This window comes from Spirillospora sp. NPDC048824 (assembly GCF_043198455.1).
GTDB lineage: Bacteria > Actinomycetota > Actinomycetes > Streptosporangiales > Streptosporangiaceae > Spirillospora.
The window spans coordinates 14,164-28,972 of record NZ_JBICUS010000013.1; the positions used below are offsets into that span (position 1 = coordinate 14,164).

Consider the following 14,809-nt stretch of genomic DNA (forward strand, 5'->3'; position numbering starts at 1 on the left):
CGGATGGGCCGGCGCCGTGGGTGGCGACGTTGTATGAGGCGGATCGTGCTGGGGCGGAGCGGTTTCTGGAGCCGGTGGTGTTCCAGGGGTCGGGTCGGTCGTGGTGGGGTGGGCGGCGGCGTGGGCCGCAGTTCCAGCCGTATTGGCTGGGGTCGGGGGAGCCGGCGTTGGAGCGTCCGGGGCCGCCGGCGGGTGCGGGTGCGGTGGGGGTGGGGGTGGGGGAGCGTGAGCCGCGGCGGAATCTGGTGGCGGCGACGGTGGCGTTGGCGGCGGGTTTGCTGGTGCTGGCGTTGCTGATGGGGGTGTTGTTCGCGTGTCAGCCGGAGGTGGAGGAGCCGCCTCCTCCGCCGCCGGAGCCGACGCCGACGTTCGAGCGGCCTTCGCCGTCGCGGACGCCGACGTCGCCTTCGCCGTCTCCGTCATCTCCGGTGCCTTCGCCGTCTCCGTCGGGGACGGGTGGCGGTGGGGGCGCGCCGCTGTAGGTGTGAGCGTTGGCGGCCGCCTTGTGCGGCTGCGTTGTGTGGCCGGATGCGCGGGGTCGGGTGTGGTGCTGGTGGCGCTGGGGGTTCGGCTGGCGGCCGCGGCGCGCTGAGATGCGGGCGCCGTTTTGGCACATTCTCATGATCACTTCTGGGGTGGCCGGTCGTAGCCTGGGGCGATGACGGCACTGGATGAGTTCGCCGACCGGTATGTGGACGAGTTCGCTGCGCTGGATCCGTGTCTGGCGGCGATGATGGGGATCTCGGGGCAGGACGGGCGGCTGACCGACTACGGGCCGGACGGGGTGGCGGCGCGGGCGGATCTGGCGCGGCGGTCGCTGGTGGAGCTGGACCGGATCGCGGTCGGGGGCGGCGGGCGGGTGGCGGCGGAGGTGCTGCGGGAGCGTCTGCGGGTGGATGTTGCGCTGGGTGAGGCGGGTGTGCGCGATGGTGTGCTGGACACCATCGACGGGCCGGTGCAGCGGATCCGGACGGCGGTGGAGTTGCTGGATCAGGGGGCGGAGACCGACTGGGAGTCGGTCTGCGGGCGTGTCGGTGCCGTGCCGGGTGCGTTGGGCGGGTTGCGGGTGACGCTGGTGGAGGCGTGCCGGGCGGGGCGGTCGGCGGCGCGGCGGCAGGTGGTCCGCAATGCCGCCGAGTGCCGGGATGTTCCGGCGTATCTGGAGGGTCTGGCGGCGCGGTACGGGGATGGGCCGCTGCGGGGTGTGGTGGACGCCGCGGTGACGGCGGCGTCGGCGGCGCTGGAGGAGTTCGCGTCGTTCCTGGCGGGTGAGCTGGCGGGGCGGGCGCCGGTGCGGGATGCGCTGGGGGCGGACCGGTATCGGCTGGGTGTGCGGGATTTCCTTGGGACGGATCTGGATCTGGAGGAGACGTACGGGTGGGGGTGGGAGGAGCTGGCGCGGATCGAGTCGGAGATGGCGGAGGCGGCGGGGCGGATTCTGCCGGGTGAGCCGGTGCCGGCGGTGCTGGCGGCGCTGGACGCCGATCCGGCGTACCGGATCGTGGGGGCGGAGGCTTTTCTGGGGTGGATTCAGGGGCTGGCCGACCGGGCGATCGAGGATCTGGACGGGGTGCATTTCGACGTTCCGGGGCCGTTGCGGCGGATCGAGTGCCGGGTGCCGCCGGTGGAGTCGGGTGTCTACTATCTGGCGCCGGCGGAGGATCTGTCGCGTCCGGGGACGGTGTGGTGGACGGTGCGTGACCGGTCCGCGGAGGTGGTGACGTGGACGGTTCCGGCGACGATGTTCCATGAGGGTGCGCCGGGTCATCATCTGCAGTTGGGTGTGACGACGCTGAACCCGGGTTTGAACCGGTTTCAGCGTGTGGCGGGGGAGCTGCATCCGGGGCATTGCGAGGGGTGGGGGCTGTACGCGGAGCGGTTGATGGACGAGCTGGGGCATTACCGGGATCCGGCGCACCGGCTGGGGATGCTGGCGGGTGGGCAGCAGTTCCGTGCGGCGCGGGTGATCTTGGACATCGGGTTGCATTTGGAGCTGAGGATCCCGCGGGGGGCGGGGTTTCATGAGGGGGAGCGGTGGACGCCGGAGCTGGGGCTGGAGTTCTTGCGGGCGCATATGGGGCCGGAGGCGGGTGCGCCGGCGGCGTTCGAGATCGACCGGTATCTGGGGCGGCCGGGGCAGGCGATCGCCTACAAGGTGGGTGAGCGGATCTGGCTGGAGGCGCGGGAGGCGGCGCGGCGTCGTGGCGGTGCGGGGTTCGATTTGAAGGAGTTCCACCGCAGGGCGCTTGATCTGGGGCCGATGGGGCTGGATCTGCTGCGTGCCGAGTTGGCGGGTCCCTGAACCGGTGGGATCCGGTGGCCGCGTGGGCTTGGCGGGCGGGGGGTGTTCAGGTTGGGCGGGCGGGGGCGGTGTAGGTTTCCATGCCGGTTTCGCGCAGCCATCGGCGCCCGTTGGGGATGTGGGTGACGGGCGCCTCGTCGGCGGCGGCCTCGTGGGGGCCGGTGCCGTTTGCGATGGTGCCCGTTGTGGTGGCCGGGGGGACCGGTTCCGTTGGTGTGTCGGCGGTGGCGCTGCCGACGTGGCAGGCCTTTTCGTCGCCGGGTTCGATGATCCGCTTGTCGTAGTGGGGGGGCCAGCGCAGCAGGATCCGGCGGCCGCAGGTGGTGCAGGCCCATTCCTCGTGTCCGGACTGTGCGGTTTGGATCATCCGCATCTCGTGCGTCCTGTGCACGCTGTGGCCTCCTTGACCGTGGGTGGGTTTCCGGGCTAGGGGGTTGTGCTTCTGTGATTTCCCACGTCAAGCCGGTTAAACGGGACAGGCAAGGGTCTTTAAGGTCTGTGTCGCGGTGATTGTGTTCCGTCCGGAACCGGGGTCGGTGGAGGGCGCGGTCAGTGGAGGGCGCGGTGGACGGCGGCGCCGATGTCGGCGACGGCCTCGGCGGGGCGGCGGGCGAACGCGCTCCAGCCGAGGAATCCGTGGTCCAGGCCCGTGCCGGTGATGAGGGTCACCGGGACGCCGGCGTCGGTGAGCCGTGCGGCGTGCCGTTCGGCCTGGGGGCGCAGCCGGTCGTGTTCGGCGGTCGCGATGATCGCGGCGGGCAGGCCGCGGGGGTCGGGGTCCAGCAGCGGCGACACGTCGGGGTGGGCCGGGTCGGTGCCGCGCAGGTAGGCGCGCAGGGCGCGGTCGGCGCCCGAGGGCGGGAAGACCAGTCCGTCGGGGTCGGGCGGCTGCGGGGGGTTGCGGCGCAGGTCCAGCGCGGGGTAGACGAGGACCTGCAGGACGGGCCGCGCGGGGCCGGGGGCGCGCAGCCGTCCGGCCGCGGCGGCGGCGAGCTGACCGCCGGCGCTGTCGCCGGCCACGCCGATCCGGGCGGGGTCCAGGCCGAGGCGGGCGGCGTGGGCGGCGACCCAGCGGGTGGCGGCGACGGCGTCGTCCAGCGCGGCCGGGAACGGGTCCTCGGGCGGGCGGCGGTACCCGGCCGACACCCACGCGACGCCGCTGGCGTTCGTGAGCGCCCGCACGACGGGGTCGTAGGAGTCGACGTCGCCGAGCATCCATCCGCCGCCGTGGAAGAACACCAGCGCCGGTACGGGGGCGGTGGAGGCGGGGCGGTAGAGCCGTGCGGGCAGTGGTCCCGCGGGCCCGTCCATGACCAGGTCCTGCACGGTGTGGACCGGCGGCCGCGGGGATCGGGCGAGGTCGGCGGCGTGCTCGCGGCGCGCGTCCTGGACGCCGCGGCCCGGCGCGGCGGGCTCGGCGAGGCGGTTGCGCATGAACGCCAGGTATTCGGGGTCGCGTCCCATCGTTCCTCCTCCGCTGAGCCTACGGCCCCTTGTGCGCCGCCGCGGGCGGGTGCCAGCGGTAGGGCATGTCGGCCTGCCGCAGGATCGCGGTGGGGCCCAGGTGACCGGCGAGCCGCAGGAGGGCGTCGCGGGCCGCGACGGGCGCGGCGCCCGACAGGGCGGTCAGGCGGGCGATCCGGCCCCGGCGAGTTGCACGCCGCCGTCGCCGGGTACCTCGCCGGTGTCCTGCCCCCGCAAGGGCGGGAACCCGTCCCCGGACGGAACGGGCCTCAGAGGGCGTAGGCGGCGGTGTACCCCGCGGGCCTCCGCCGGAACGGGCCGCCGGGAAAACCCGTTGCGACCGCGGGCGGCGCCGGGCAGTCTGATTCGTGCGGACGCCGGAACGCCCGGCCCGAGGAGACCGGAAGGGGCCGATCATGATCTGTCGCCGCGACGATCGCACCCGGATCCGGACCCGGGCCCATGGGCGGCCGGCCCCCTGACACGCGTGTCCCACCAGCGCGCGGCGGCCGCCTCCCCACTCCGGAGACGCGGCCCTTTCCCGTTCACGACCTCGTAGCTCAGCGGCCAGAGCACCGGCCCGTCACGCCGGAAGCCGTGGGTTCGAATCCCATCGGGGTCGCACGGCCCGCACCGCGCGGGCCCGTGACGTCGTAGCCGAGTGGTTCAGGCGGCGGTCTGCAAAACCGCCTCACGTGGGTTCGAATCCCACCGGCGTCTCCGGCTCCGCCCCCGCGTCACCCTGGGGGCGGGGCCCCGGCTCCCCGTAGCTCAGCGGACAGAGCACCGGCCTCCGAAGCCGGGAGCCGCAGGTTCGATTCCTGCCGGGGAGGCGCCGGGCCGTCAGGGGATGACGGCCACAGCCTCGACCTCCACGAGCTGGTCGTCATACCCCAGCACCGTCACCCCCAGCAGCGTGCTCGGCGGATCGTGCTCCCCCATGTGCTCCCGGTACACCTCCCACACCTTCACCAGGTCGGCCTGCCGGCCGGAAGCCACGTACACCGTCGTCTTCACCACGTCCGACAGGGACGCGCCCGCGCCCTCCAGCGCCGCCCGCAGGTTCCGCATGACCTGCCGCGCCTGCCCGGCGTGGTCGCCGGGCGCGATCGTCGCGCCCGCCTGGTCCAGCGGGCACGCGCCCGCCGCCCACACCGCCCGCACCGGCGTGTCCGCGACCGCCGCGTACGCGTAGTCGACACCGGCCAGCCCCACGTCGCGCACCAGCCGCACACCCGCAGTCCCCATCGGTCCCCTCTCTCCTTCGATGACCCGCCCGGGCAACGCCCCGCCCACCAAGATCGTTCCGTTCCCGCCTCGCGCCGTCCGGACGCGGCCGACGCCGGGGGGCGTTCAGGCCGGATCCCGTCCTGAATGTGCGGCATGCTGGCGGCATGGCCGACCCCGCGATCCGTCTGCTGAACCTGCTGTCGCTGCTGCAGACGCCCCGCGACTGGCCCGGCACCGAACTCGCCGGGCGGCTGGGCGTCAGCGGACGCACCGTCCGCCGCGACATCGACCGGCTCCGCGAACTCGGCTACCCCGTCGAGGCCGCCCGCGGGCTCGGCGGTGGTTACCGACTGGTCGCCGGGACGGCGATGCCGCCGCTGCTGCTCGACGACGAGGAGTCCGTCGCGATCGCCGTCGGGCTGCGCACCGCCGCCGCCCACCCCGTCGACGGCATCGGGGAGGCCTCCGCCCGCGCCCTGGCCAAACTCGAGCACATCCTGCCGTCCCGGCTGCGGCACCGCGTCGCCTCCCTCGGCGCCGCCACCGAGCCGCTCACCACCGCCGCCGAACCCGGCGTCGACCCCGCCGTCCTGTCCGCCCTCGCCGCGGCGGCCGCCGCCGGAGAACGCGTCCGCTTCACCCACACCGGCGGCGACGGAACCGAGACCCGCCGCCACACCGAGCCGCACCGCATCATCGCCGCCCGGCGCCGCTGGTACCTCATCGCCTACGACCTCGACCGCCGCGACTGGCGCATCTTCCGCGCCGACCGCGTCACCGCGCCCCACCCCACCGGGCAGCGCGCCGAACCCCGCGACGTCCCCGGCGGCGACGCTGCCGCCTACTTCAGGGACGCCATGTCCTCCATGGCCCCCACCTACCGCGCCGAGGTCACCCTCGACCTGCCCGCCGACCGCGCCGCCGCCCACCTCGGCGCGGGCCTCGCCGGCGTCCGCGCCCTGGACGGCGGCCGCTGCCTGCTCACCACCGAGGCCGACACCCTCGACTGGATCGCGGCCCGCCTGCTCATGCTCGGCTGCGACTTCCACGTCCACGGCCCGCCCGAACTCATCGCCCACCTGCGCGCCCTCGCCGACCGCGCCGCCACCGCCACCGGGCGGCCCGGCGGAACCCCGCCGGGCCGCGGCCGCGCGCCCGCCTGAACGCGGCGCCGTACCGCCGTCTTTCTCCCGCCTCACCCTCCCGCCGCCGGCCCGCGTGTCACAGCCGGGCGGGCCGTCTCGTCTCGGGCCCGTACACGGGTGCTGAGAAGAACGCACCCACCCACGGCGAGGAGCCGATCATGAGTGAGCGGACCGAACGGCAGAAGGTCGCACTGGTCACCGGAGCGAACAAGGGGATCGGCCGCGCGGCGGCCGGGCAGCTCGCCGCGCAGGGCATGACGGTCCTGGTCGGCGCCAGGGACCCGGAACGCGGCGAGGAGGCCGCCGCGGCGCTGCGCGCGGCGGGCGGCGACGCGCACGCGCTCACCCTGGACGTCACCGACCAGGCCGCCGCCCGCGCGGCCGCCGGGCGGATCCGGGAGCGCTTCGGCCGCCTCGACGCGCTGGTCAACAACGCCGGCATCACCGGCTCCGGCCAGGTCTCGCCCATGGACGCCCATGACCAGGTCCCCAGCTCGGTCGACCTGGACATGGTCCGGGCGGTGTTCGAGACCAACGTGTTCGGGGTGATCGCGGTGACCAACGCCATGCTGCCGCTGCTGCGGCGGTCACCGGCGCCGCGCATCGTCAACGTCAGCAGCCATGCCGCGTCGCTGACCCTCACCGGCGACCCCGATGGCCCCTTCGCGGCGCTGCTGCCGTCGGCGGCCTACACCCCTTCCAAGGCCGCGCTGAGCGCGGTCACCGTGCAGTACGCCAACGAGCTGCGCAAGGACGGCGTCCTGGTCAACGCCGCGGCGCCCGGCTTCGTCGACACCGACAGCAACGACCACACCGGGCACCTCACCCCCGCGCAGGGCGCGGCGGTCGTGGTGCGCCTGGCCACCCTCGCCGACGGCGGGCCGACCGGCGGGTTCTTCAGCGAGGACGGCCCCGTGCCCTGGTGAGGCCGGCATGTCACAGACGGCCCGGGGCGTCTCGTCTCCCGTGGCAACGACGCGCACATATGCGGAAGGTGATGGTCATGCGGGTTTTCGTCGCGGGCGGGAGCGGGGTCCTGGGGCGGCGGCTGGTGCCGCGGCTGGTGGCGCGCGGCCACCGGGTGACGGCCACGACCACCCGCGCGGCCGGGCTGGAGCCGCTGGACCCCATGACCGGAACGGCGGCCGAACCGGGGATGGCGGCGCTCGCCCACGTCGAGGACGTGGTCGTCAGGGCCGGCGGCGCGGTCCTGCGCTACGGCTGGTTCTACGGGCCCGGCGCCACCGCCGACCTGGCCGAGCCCGTCCGCAAGCGGCGGTTCCCGGTCGTGGGAGGCGGCGCCGGCCACTGCTCGTGGGTGCATCTGGACGACGCGGCCGCCGCCACCGTCCTCGCGGTGGAGCAGAGCGCGCGGGGCGTGTTCAACATCGTCGACGACGAACCGGCGCCCGCGAGCGAGTGGCTGCCCCATCTGGCCGCGTGCGCGGGCGCCGGGCGGCCGATGCGGGTCCCCGCGTGGCTGGCCCGGCCGCTGGCCGGGGCGTGGCGGTGACGTTGATGACCGAGGGACGCGGCTTCTCCAACGCCAAGGCCAGGCGGGAACTGGGCTGGGAACCGGCCCACCCGTCCTGGCGGCAGGGCTTCCGCGAGGAGCTGGCGTGAGCGGCGTGAATCGGGACCGCGAGTTCCAGGAACTGCGGCCCCTGCTGTTCTCGATCGCCTACCGCATCCTGGGCAGCGTCGGCGAGGCCGAGGACGCCGTCCAGGAGACCTGGCTGCGCTACCAGGCGGCGCGCGCCGAACCCGCCTCGGCCAAGGCGTTCCTGGCGGCCGTGGTCACCCGGATCTCCATCGACGTGCTGCGCTCGGCCCGCGTCCGGCGCGAGGAGTACGTCGGGCCGTGGTTCCCCGAACCCCTGCTGGCCGACCCCTACCAGGACCCGGAGCGGTCGGCGGAACTGGCCGACTCGGTGTCGATGGCGGCGCTGCTGCTGCTGGAGCGGCTCAGCCCCCTCGAACGCGCGGTGTTCGTGCTGCGCGAGGTGTTCGGGTTCGGGTACCCCGAGATCGCCGACGCCGTGGAACGCTCGCAGGCGGCGTGCCGGCAGCTCGCGGTCCGGGCGCGCCGCCACATGGACGCGGGCCGCCCCCGGTTCGAGGCCGGCCGCCGCGAGCGCGAGGAACTCGCCGGGCGGTTCCTGGGCGCCTTCCGCGACGGCGACGTGGACGCGCTGACCGCACTGCTGGCCGCCGACGTCCAGATGGTCGGCGACGCCGGCGGCAAGGCCCCGCTGTGGGCCGAACGCTTCACCGGCGCCGGGAACGTGTCGCGGGTCCTGTCCGCCCTCGCCCGGCCGTTCGCCCGGATCGGGGCGACGGTGCAGCCGCACCCGGTGAACGGCCAGCCCGGCGCGATCTTCCGCGACCGGGACGGCAGGATCCTCAACACCTGGATGCTCGACGTCCTGGACGGGCGGATCCAGACGATCCGCACGGTCGGCAACCCCGACAAGCTCGGGCACCTGGGTCCCGTGGCGGACGCCTGGGCGGCGCTGCGCGAGGGGAACCGGCCGCGCCGCGCCGCGCCCCGGCCCGCCGCGGCCGCCCGGCCCCCGGGCGGGGTCACCCGGTGATCCTGTCCAGGAAGGCGTCCAGGTTGGCGTGCAGGCGGTCGATCTTCTCCTGAAGCGTCAGCGTTTCCTCCAGGTCCCCGCCGGCCGCCGACTGCTTGCGTCCCCGCAGGTACAGCGAGCAGTCCAGGTCGCCGCACAGGTACTGCCCGACGGTGTTGCCCTGCCGCCCGGCCTCGCCGGTGCGGCGCGCGGTCATCAGCGCCACGCCGCCGCCGGTGCGGGTGGTCAGGCACAGCGAGCACATGCTGCGCGCGGTGAAGCCGCGCCCGCCGCCGGAGGTCACCCGCAGCGCGACCCCGACCGGCCGGCCGCCGCGCTCGGCGATCAGATGGGCGCGCCCCGGCGCGCCCGGGTCCCGCCAGCCGAGGAAGTCCAGGTCCTCCCACGGCCGGTCCGCCAGGTCCCGGGGCAGCCCGAGGCGCCTGGCCTCGCCCTTGGTGGAGTTGACGAAGCAGCCGCGGATGTCGCTCTCGGTCATCGCCCTCATGGCGGCGAGGCTAATCGACCTGAAGTTGTTAGGCAAATTCCTAAGTCGTTTAGGTTCTGGGAGGATGGCCCCATGAAACGCGCGGGGGTGACCGCCGAGCGCCTGACCCGGGCGGCGGCGGAACTGGCCGACGAGATCGGCTTCGACAACGTCACGGTCACGGCGCTGGCACGCGGCTTCGGCGTCAAGGAGGCCAGCCTGTACTCCCACGTCCGGAGCATGCGGGACCTGCGGGCCCGGGTGGCCCTGCTCGCCCTCGCCGAACTCGCCGACGACGCCGCCGCCGCCCTGGCCGGACGCTCGGGCAAGGACGCCCTGGTCGCCTTCGCCGACGCCTACCGCGACTACGCCAGGAAGCACCCGGGGCGGTACGCCGCCGCCCGCGTCAGCCTCGACCCGCAGACCGCCGCGGCCAGCGCCGCCGTCCGGCACGTGGAGATGACCCGGGCGATCCTGCGCGGCTACCGCATCCCCGAGGCCGACCAGATCGACGCGATCCGGCTGCTGGGCAGCACCTTCCACGGGTTCGTCAGCCTGGAGGCGGCCGAGGCCTTCCGGCACTCCAGCGACGCGCGCGGCACCGACGCGTCCTGGTCCAGGATCCTGGACGTCCTCCACGCCGCCCTCACCGACTGGCCCCCGGCCTGACCCGCCCACCTCACGGCGCGGTAGAGCGGGTGCGCGGCCCCCGCCCCGCCTACAGCCGGGCCCGGGTGATCACGGCCGCCGGGGCAGGGCGCCGGCGATGCAGTCCAGGACGCGCTCCAGCCCGTGGCCGAACCGCTCCTCGCCGCTCATGTGGGGCAGCCGCGCGTCCCTGACGACCCGCTCCAGCATCGGGTGCGCGCCGGCGTCCAGCAGCTCCCGGACCCGGGGGCCGGTGCGCGCCATCAGCAGCTCGGGCGTCAGCCCGCTGCGCCGGTTCTCCCGGGCCCACTCGATCTCGCCGCGCACGACGTGCTCGACATAGCCGTTCAGCATGTCGAGCAGGATGAGCAGGTCGTCGATGGGGACGCCGACGTCCAGCGCGCCGATCGCGAACTCCGTCAGCCGCAGCCGGTTGGGGCCGAGGGGCGCGCGCGGGCGGGGCAGGGCGGCCAGCCAGGGGTGCCGCAGCCACATCGCGCGGGTGTTCCCGGCGACCAGCGCCAGGTCGGCGCGCCAGTCGCCGGTGGGCCGGTCCGGGAGGTCCATCTCGGCCAGGACGTGGTCGGCCATCAGCTCGATCAGGTCGTCGCGGGAGGGGACGTAGCGGTACAGCGACATCGCGCCGGTGCCGAGCTCGGCGGCGATGCGGCGCATCGAGGCCGCCTCCAGGCCGTCGGCGTCGGCGATCCGGACCGCCGCCTCGGTGATCCGGGCGCGGCTGTAGGCGGGGCGGGGGCCGCGGCCCTGCCGCTCCGGGATCGACCAGATGCTGACGTGCTCGCCGCCTGACACCGGACCTCCTCGCGCGTCCTGCGAAGCATCCTAGTTGCGTACGGCGTACCCGGTTGTCTAGTCTGGCGGGCACCGACCGCGTACACCGTACTCAGAGGAGGCGCCGTGACGGGCGAACCGATCGTCGCCGCCGAGGCGCTGCGCAAGCGCTACGGCGGCACCCAGGCCCTGGACGGCCTCGACCTCGCCGTCCCCGCCGGGACCGTCTGCGGGGTCCTCGGCCCCAACGGCGCCGGCAAGACCACCGCCGTGCGGATCCTGGCGACCCTCGCCGACGCCGACTCCGGCCGCGCCCGCATCGCCGGCTACGACGTCGCCCGCCACCCCGACCGGGTGCGGGCCCGCATCGGGCTGGCCGGGCAGCACGCCGCCGTCGACGACAGGCTCACCGGCCGCGGCAACCTGCGCATGTTCGCCCGCCTGTCCCACCTGCCGCGCCGCGACGCGCGCCGCCGCGCCGACGAGCTGCTGGAGCGGTTCGGGCTCGCCGGCGCCGCCGACCGGCAGGTGCGGGGCTACTCCGGCGGGATGCGCCGCCGCCTCGACCTGATCACCAGCCTCATCCTGGCGCCCCAGGTGCTGTTCCTGGACGAGCCCACCACCGGCCTGGACCCCCGCGGCCGGGGCGAGATCTGGGACGCCGTCCGCGAACTGGCCGCCGGCGGCACCACCGTCCTGCTCACCACCCAGTACCTGGAGGAGGCCGACCGGCTCGCCGACGACATCGCCGTCGTCGACCGCGGCCGCGTCATCGCCGGCGGCGCCCCCGACCGGCTGAAGGCCTCCATCGGCGACCGCCTCGACGTCGTCCTGGAGGACCCCGCCATGGCCGGCGGAGCCGCCGCGGTCCTGCACGCCCTCACCGGCGCCCACCCGGCCCTGGACGGCGGCCGGCTGTCGGTGCCGCTGCCGTCCGGCGCCGTCCGCCTCGCCGACGCCGTCCGCGAACTCGACCGCGCCGGCGTCGCCGCCGCAGACGTCGCACTGCGCCGCCCCACCCTGGACGAGGTGTTCCTGCGCCTCACCGGCACCGCCGCCCCCGAACACGGCAAGGAGACCACCCGATGACCGCGCCCGCCGCTCTCACCGCCCCCGTCCCCGCCGGCGCGGCGTCCCGCGCCGGGCGGCTGCGCTGGGCGATCACCGACGGCCTCACCCTCGCCGGCCGCGAACTGTCGCGCCTGCGCCGCGAACCCGGCGAGCTCGTCGCCGCGCTGATCTTCCCCGCCGTCATGGTCGTGCTGTTCGGCTACGTGTTCGGCAGCGCCATCGCCGTCCCCGGCGGCGGGAACTACCGCGAATACCTGATGCCCGGCCTGTTCGCCATGGTCACCTTCACCGCCGCCATGACCGTCACCATGCGCGTCGCCGCCGACGCCTCCCGCGGCGTCATGGACCGGTTCCGCTCCATGCCGATGGCCCGCTCCGCCGTCCCGTTCGGGCAGACCGGCGCCGACGTCCTCGGCGGCGCCCTCGGCATGGCCATCATGGCCGCCGCCGGGCTCGCCGCCGGGTGGCGCGCCCACAACGGCCTGTGGCCCGCCGCCGAGGCGTTCCTGCTGCTGGCCCTCATGCGGTACGCGCTGAGCTGGGCCGGCTGCTACCTCGGCCTCGTCGTCGGCAGCGAGGAGACCGCCGACCAGCTGCTGCCGCTGGTGTTCCCGGCCGCCATGCTGTCCAACTCCTTCGTCCCCACCGGCGGCATGCCCGCCCCGCTGCGGGCGGTCGCCGACTGGAACCCCGTCAGCGCCCTCACCGCCGCCTGCCGCGAGCTGTTCGGCAACCCCGGCGCCCCGGCCGGCGACGCGGCGTGGCCGCTCGTCCACCCCGTCGCCGCCACGCTCGGCTGGTCGCTGCTGCTGCTGGCGGTCTTCGTGCCGCTGTCGGTGCGGACCTACGCGCGCCGCGGCCGCTGACCTGCCCCGCGCACCCGCGGCCTCAGACGCCGAACGGCGCCGGGTAGGCGATCGTCCCGGACGGGACCGGGCCCGGCCCGTCCAGCACCAGCGCCATCAGCGCCTCGTCCGGCACCTCGAACGGCGCTGCGATCCCCAGCGACGACGCCCGCACGAACCCGAACCGCGGGTAGTACTCCGGATGGCCGAGCACCACCACCAGGCGCTCACCCGGCCGGCCCGCCGCCGCGGCCAGGACCGCGCGGACGGCCGCGCCGCCCGCGCCGCGCCGCTGCAACGCCGGGAGGACGGCCACCGGCGCCAGCGCGAGCGCGGCCGCCCCGCCGACACGGCACCGCGTCAGCAGCGGCGTACCCGGCGACACGCCCGCCCGGCGCCTCGGCGACCGCCGACAGGCCCGGCAGCCACGCCGCGTCGCCGCGCAGCGCGTCCACCAGGTCCGCCTCCCCGGCGGTCGGGAACGCCGCCTCGACCACCTCGCGGACCGCGCCCTCATCGGCGGCGGTCTCCGGCCTGGTCGCCCACCTCACCGGCCGCGCCCCCGCTCCCGGTACATCTCCCGCTGCAGCTTGCGGTAGCTGGCGAGGCGGCGGCCCGGCAGCGTCCCGTCCTCGATCGCGGTCCGGCGCGGCAGCAGCGCCGCGATCACCGGCGCCCGTCCGGGCCCTGCGGGCGCAGCGCCGCCCAGTCGCCCGTGCACGGTGCCGCCGAGGGGTCGTCGGTCGAGGCGGCGGGCCCGGTCCCGGCCCGGAGCGGGCCGTCCTCGGCGACCACGTCGCACAGGCCGCGGTCGACCGCGGCGACGCGCGCGGGGATCAGCCCCGCCGCGCGATGAGGGGTGAATTCTTCGTCGAGGGTCTCGTCCCAGCCGTAGGCGGCGAGAGGGGACGGCCCCGCGGATGCGAAGGACAATGTCTTGGAACCCTTGCGGTGAAGGGGCCCCGGCGCGCACGCGCCGCACCGGTGGTGCGGGACGGGATCAGCCGGCGGCCCGGGAAATGAGGACAGGCTGAATGCTGCGGGCAACAGCCACCGCAACGACGGCCATGCATCCTCACCTCCCTCGTGGTTCCGCCCGCGAGTTTATCCGCCGCCCCGGCCCCGGCGGCGGCGCCCGGCCCGCCGGATGATCCCCCGCGCGGGGGAGCGGGATCGGCCGCGGCGGGGAGGCCCCGTCCCGCCCGGGGTCGCAGGATCATGGCATGGCCACCACCACCCTCACCGACCAGACCGGGACGCCCCGCCGGACGCCCGGCCGACGGGCACTCGAACGCCGCCTCCCCGTCATCGCGCTCGCCTGGGTCACCGCCTACGGCCTGCTGCGCGCCCACTGGGCGTCCGGGCACCGGCCCGGCGGCATGTCGCCCGTGGACACCGACCTGGTGGTCTTCACCGGCTGGGCGAGCGCCGCGCTGTGCGGCGCGGCGGCGGCCGTCCTGCTCGCGCTCGCCCATCCGGAGGCGGGACGGCTGCCCCGGCGGCCGCTGCTGGCCGCGGCCTGGACCGCCGCGGTCTGCCTCGTCGCGTCGGGTGCGCTGCTGCTGCTCGACGTGATCGGCGCGATCCTGCCCGGCCTCGGCATCGACTTCTACCCGCTCGGCGCGCTCAGCCGCGCCGCCTGCGTCGCCGCCGGGATCATGACGGGCCTGTCGGCCCTCGCGCACGCGCGCCGCACCCGCACCGGATGCGCCGCCTGCGGCCGGCCCGCGGCCGCGGCCGCCCCCCTCGCCCGCACCCCCGCGTGGGCGTACTGGGCCGCCTACCTCGCCGTCGCCGGGTGCGTCACCCGGATCATCGCGCAGGCCGCGGTCGGCTTCGGGGAGTCGCCGATGTCCGGCGGCGCCTCGGCGATCCTGTTCGAGGCGGGGTTCGTGCTCGGCGGGAGCCTGCTGCCGCTCGCCCTCGTCCACTCCTTCGGGCGGACGTGGCCGCGGCGGCTCCCCGGGCTCGGCGGGCGCCGCGTCCCGCGCCGGCTGGTGCTGTGGCCCGGCGCCGCGATCTCCGGCGGCCTCACCGTCTACTTCGGGCTGATGCTGCTGCTGATGTTCTGGGAGCGGCTGAACGGCCGCAACCCGTTCCCGCCCGAAGGTGGCCTCGACCTGCCCGAGGCGTTCTTCTGGGTCGCCGTCCCCGCCTACCTGCTGTGGGGCGCCGGGATGGCCGTCGCCGCCCGCGCCTACGCCCGCCGCACCCGCGTCCCCTGCCCGTCGTGCGCCCGCTGACCGTCCCGG

Annotated in this window: 17 protein-coding genes, 3 tRNA genes and 1 pseudogene; 13 read left to right on the plus strand and 8 right to left on the minus strand. The window is 75.6% G+C overall.

Going from position 1 to position 14,809, the window contains the following annotated elements; translation table 11 throughout:
* The first annotated feature begins 313 nt into the window (after positions 1–313).
* Entirely contained in the window at positions 314–592 is a 279-nt protein-coding gene (locus ACGFIS_RS24475; protein ID WP_392904409.1) for a hypothetical protein, read from the plus strand.
* A gap of 66 nt (positions 593–658) precedes the next feature.
* A complete protein-coding gene (locus tag ACGFIS_RS24480; protein WP_392904407.1) occupies positions 659–2,302 on the plus strand; it encodes a DUF885 domain-containing protein in 1,644 nt (547 codons plus the stop codon).
* 46 nt (positions 2,303–2,348) lie between these two features.
* On the opposite strand, the gene ACGFIS_RS24485 is transcribed toward ACGFIS_RS24480, so the two are convergent.
* Entirely contained in the window at positions 2,349–2,693 is a 345-nt protein-coding gene (locus tag ACGFIS_RS24485; protein ID WP_392904404.1) for a hypothetical protein, read from the minus strand.
* 158 nt (positions 2,694–2,851) lie between these two features.
* Positions 2,852–3,766, minus strand: a complete 915-nt coding sequence (locus tag ACGFIS_RS24490) for an alpha/beta hydrolase (protein ID WP_392972623.1) — start codon at positions 3,764–3,766, stop codon at positions 2,852–2,854.
* A gap of 549 nt (positions 3,767–4,315) precedes the next feature.
* Here ACGFIS_RS24490 and ACGFIS_RS24495 point away from each other — a divergent pair.
* The 3 genes from ACGFIS_RS24495 (at position 4,316) to ACGFIS_RS24505 (ending at position 4,599) form a co-directional block, all read left to right on the plus strand.
* A tRNA-Asp gene (locus ACGFIS_RS24495) sits at positions 4,316–4,388 on the plus strand.
* A 25-nt stretch (positions 4,389–4,413) separates the two neighbouring features.
* Positions 4,414–4,486 (plus strand) — tRNA-Cys (locus tag ACGFIS_RS24500).
* Between the two features lie 40 nt (positions 4,487–4,526).
* Positions 4,527–4,599: transfer RNA gene (locus ACGFIS_RS24505), tRNA-Arg, on the plus strand.
* A 10-nt stretch (positions 4,600–4,609) separates the two neighbouring features.
* On the opposite strand, the gene ACGFIS_RS24510 is transcribed toward ACGFIS_RS24505, so the two are convergent.
* Positions 4,610–5,014, minus strand: a complete 405-nt coding sequence (locus ACGFIS_RS24510; protein WP_392904394.1) for a RidA family protein — start codon at positions 5,012–5,014, stop codon at positions 4,610–4,612.
* Positions 5,015–5,160: 146 nt separating this feature from the next.
* Here ACGFIS_RS24510 and ACGFIS_RS24515 point away from each other — a divergent pair, with 146 nt between their 5' ends.
* The 4 genes from ACGFIS_RS24515 (at position 5,161) to ACGFIS_RS24530 (ending at position 8,735) form a co-directional block, all read left to right on the plus strand.
* Positions 5,161–6,159 (plus strand): helix-turn-helix transcriptional regulator, encoded by a 999-nt coding sequence (locus ACGFIS_RS24515; RefSeq protein ID WP_392904392.1) that lies wholly within the window; start codon positions 5,161–5,163, stop codon positions 6,157–6,159.
* Between the two features lie 140 nt (positions 6,160–6,299).
* A complete protein-coding gene (locus ACGFIS_RS24520; RefSeq protein WP_392904390.1) occupies positions 6,300–7,067 on the plus strand; it encodes an SDR family NAD(P)-dependent oxidoreductase in 768 nt (255 codons plus the stop codon).
* A 77-nt stretch (positions 7,068–7,144) separates the two neighbouring features.
* Positions 7,145–7,654 carry an NAD-dependent epimerase/dehydratase family protein gene (locus ACGFIS_RS24525; RefSeq protein ID WP_392972625.1) on the plus strand — a complete coding sequence of 170 codons (510 nt, stop codon included), beginning with the start codon at positions 7,145–7,147 and terminating at the stop codon, positions 7,652–7,654.
* Positions 7,655–7,760: 106 nt separating this feature from the next.
* Positions 7,761–8,735, plus strand: coding sequence for an RNA polymerase sigma-70 factor (locus tag ACGFIS_RS24530; protein ID WP_392972627.1), 975 nt, complete (start codon positions 7,761–7,763; stop codon positions 8,733–8,735).
* Here the strand turns inward: ACGFIS_RS24530 and ACGFIS_RS24535 are convergent.
* Positions 8,725–9,222: an FBP domain-containing protein gene (locus ACGFIS_RS24535; RefSeq protein ID WP_392904386.1), complete on the minus strand. Its 498-nt coding sequence runs from the start codon at positions 9,220–9,222 to the stop codon at positions 8,725–8,727. The two genes, ACGFIS_RS24530 and ACGFIS_RS24535, sit on opposite strands and share 11 nt — an antisense overlap.
* A gap of 72 nt (positions 9,223–9,294) precedes the next feature.
* On the opposite strand from ACGFIS_RS24535, the gene ACGFIS_RS24540 reads away from it, so the two are divergent.
* Positions 9,295–9,870 carry a TetR/AcrR family transcriptional regulator gene (locus ACGFIS_RS24540; RefSeq protein ID WP_392972629.1) on the plus strand — a complete coding sequence of 192 codons (576 nt, stop codon included), beginning with the start codon at positions 9,295–9,297 and terminating at the stop codon, positions 9,868–9,870.
* Between the two features lie 69 nt (positions 9,871–9,939).
* On the opposite strand, the gene ACGFIS_RS24545 is transcribed toward ACGFIS_RS24540, so the two are convergent.
* The gene (locus tag ACGFIS_RS24545; RefSeq protein ID WP_392904382.1) at positions 9,940–10,662 is read right to left on the minus strand and encodes a TetR/AcrR family transcriptional regulator; all 723 of its coding nucleotides are present in this window, start codon (positions 10,660–10,662) and stop codon (positions 9,940–9,942) included.
* 105 nt (positions 10,663–10,767) lie between these two features.
* Here ACGFIS_RS24545 and ACGFIS_RS24550 point away from each other — a divergent pair, with 105 nt between their 5' ends.
* A complete protein-coding gene (locus ACGFIS_RS24550) occupies positions 10,768–11,730 on the plus strand; it encodes an ATP-binding cassette domain-containing protein (RefSeq protein ID WP_392904379.1) in 963 nt (320 codons plus the stop codon).
* Positions 11,727–12,578 carry an ABC transporter permease gene (locus ACGFIS_RS24555; RefSeq protein WP_392972631.1) on the plus strand — a complete coding sequence of 284 codons (852 nt, stop codon included), beginning with the start codon at positions 11,727–11,729 and terminating at the stop codon, positions 12,576–12,578. Before ACGFIS_RS24550 ends, ACGFIS_RS24555 begins: the two co-directional genes overlap by 4 nt.
* A gap of 22 nt (positions 12,579–12,600) precedes the next feature.
* Here the strand turns inward: ACGFIS_RS24555 and ACGFIS_RS24560 are convergent.
* The 3 genes and pseudogenes from ACGFIS_RS24560 to ACGFIS_RS24570 all read right to left on the minus strand — a co-directional run bounded on the left by ACGFIS_RS24560 (position 12,601) and on the right by ACGFIS_RS24570 (position 13,490).
* A pseudogene (locus ACGFIS_RS24560) lies at positions 12,601–13,108 on the minus strand (GNAT family N-acetyltransferase).
* Positions 13,105–13,227: a hypothetical protein gene (locus ACGFIS_RS24565; protein WP_392972633.1), complete on the minus strand. Its 123-nt coding sequence runs from the start codon at positions 13,225–13,227 to the stop codon at positions 13,105–13,107. The pseudogene ACGFIS_RS24560 and the gene ACGFIS_RS24565 overlap by 4 nt, the downstream one beginning before the upstream one ends.
* Positions 13,224–13,490 (minus strand): hypothetical protein, encoded by a 267-nt coding sequence (locus tag ACGFIS_RS24570; protein ID WP_392972635.1) that lies wholly within the window; start codon positions 13,488–13,490, stop codon positions 13,224–13,226. Before ACGFIS_RS24570 ends, ACGFIS_RS24565 begins: the two co-directional genes overlap by 4 nt.
* Positions 13,491–13,780: 290 nt before the next feature.
* Between ACGFIS_RS24570 and ACGFIS_RS24575 the strand changes: the two genes are divergently transcribed.
* On the plus strand, positions 13,781–14,800 hold the full coding sequence (locus ACGFIS_RS24575; protein WP_392972637.1) for a hypothetical protein: 1,020 nt from the start codon (positions 13,781–13,783) through the stop codon (positions 14,798–14,800).
* Positions 14,801–14,809 lie beyond the last annotated feature (9 nt).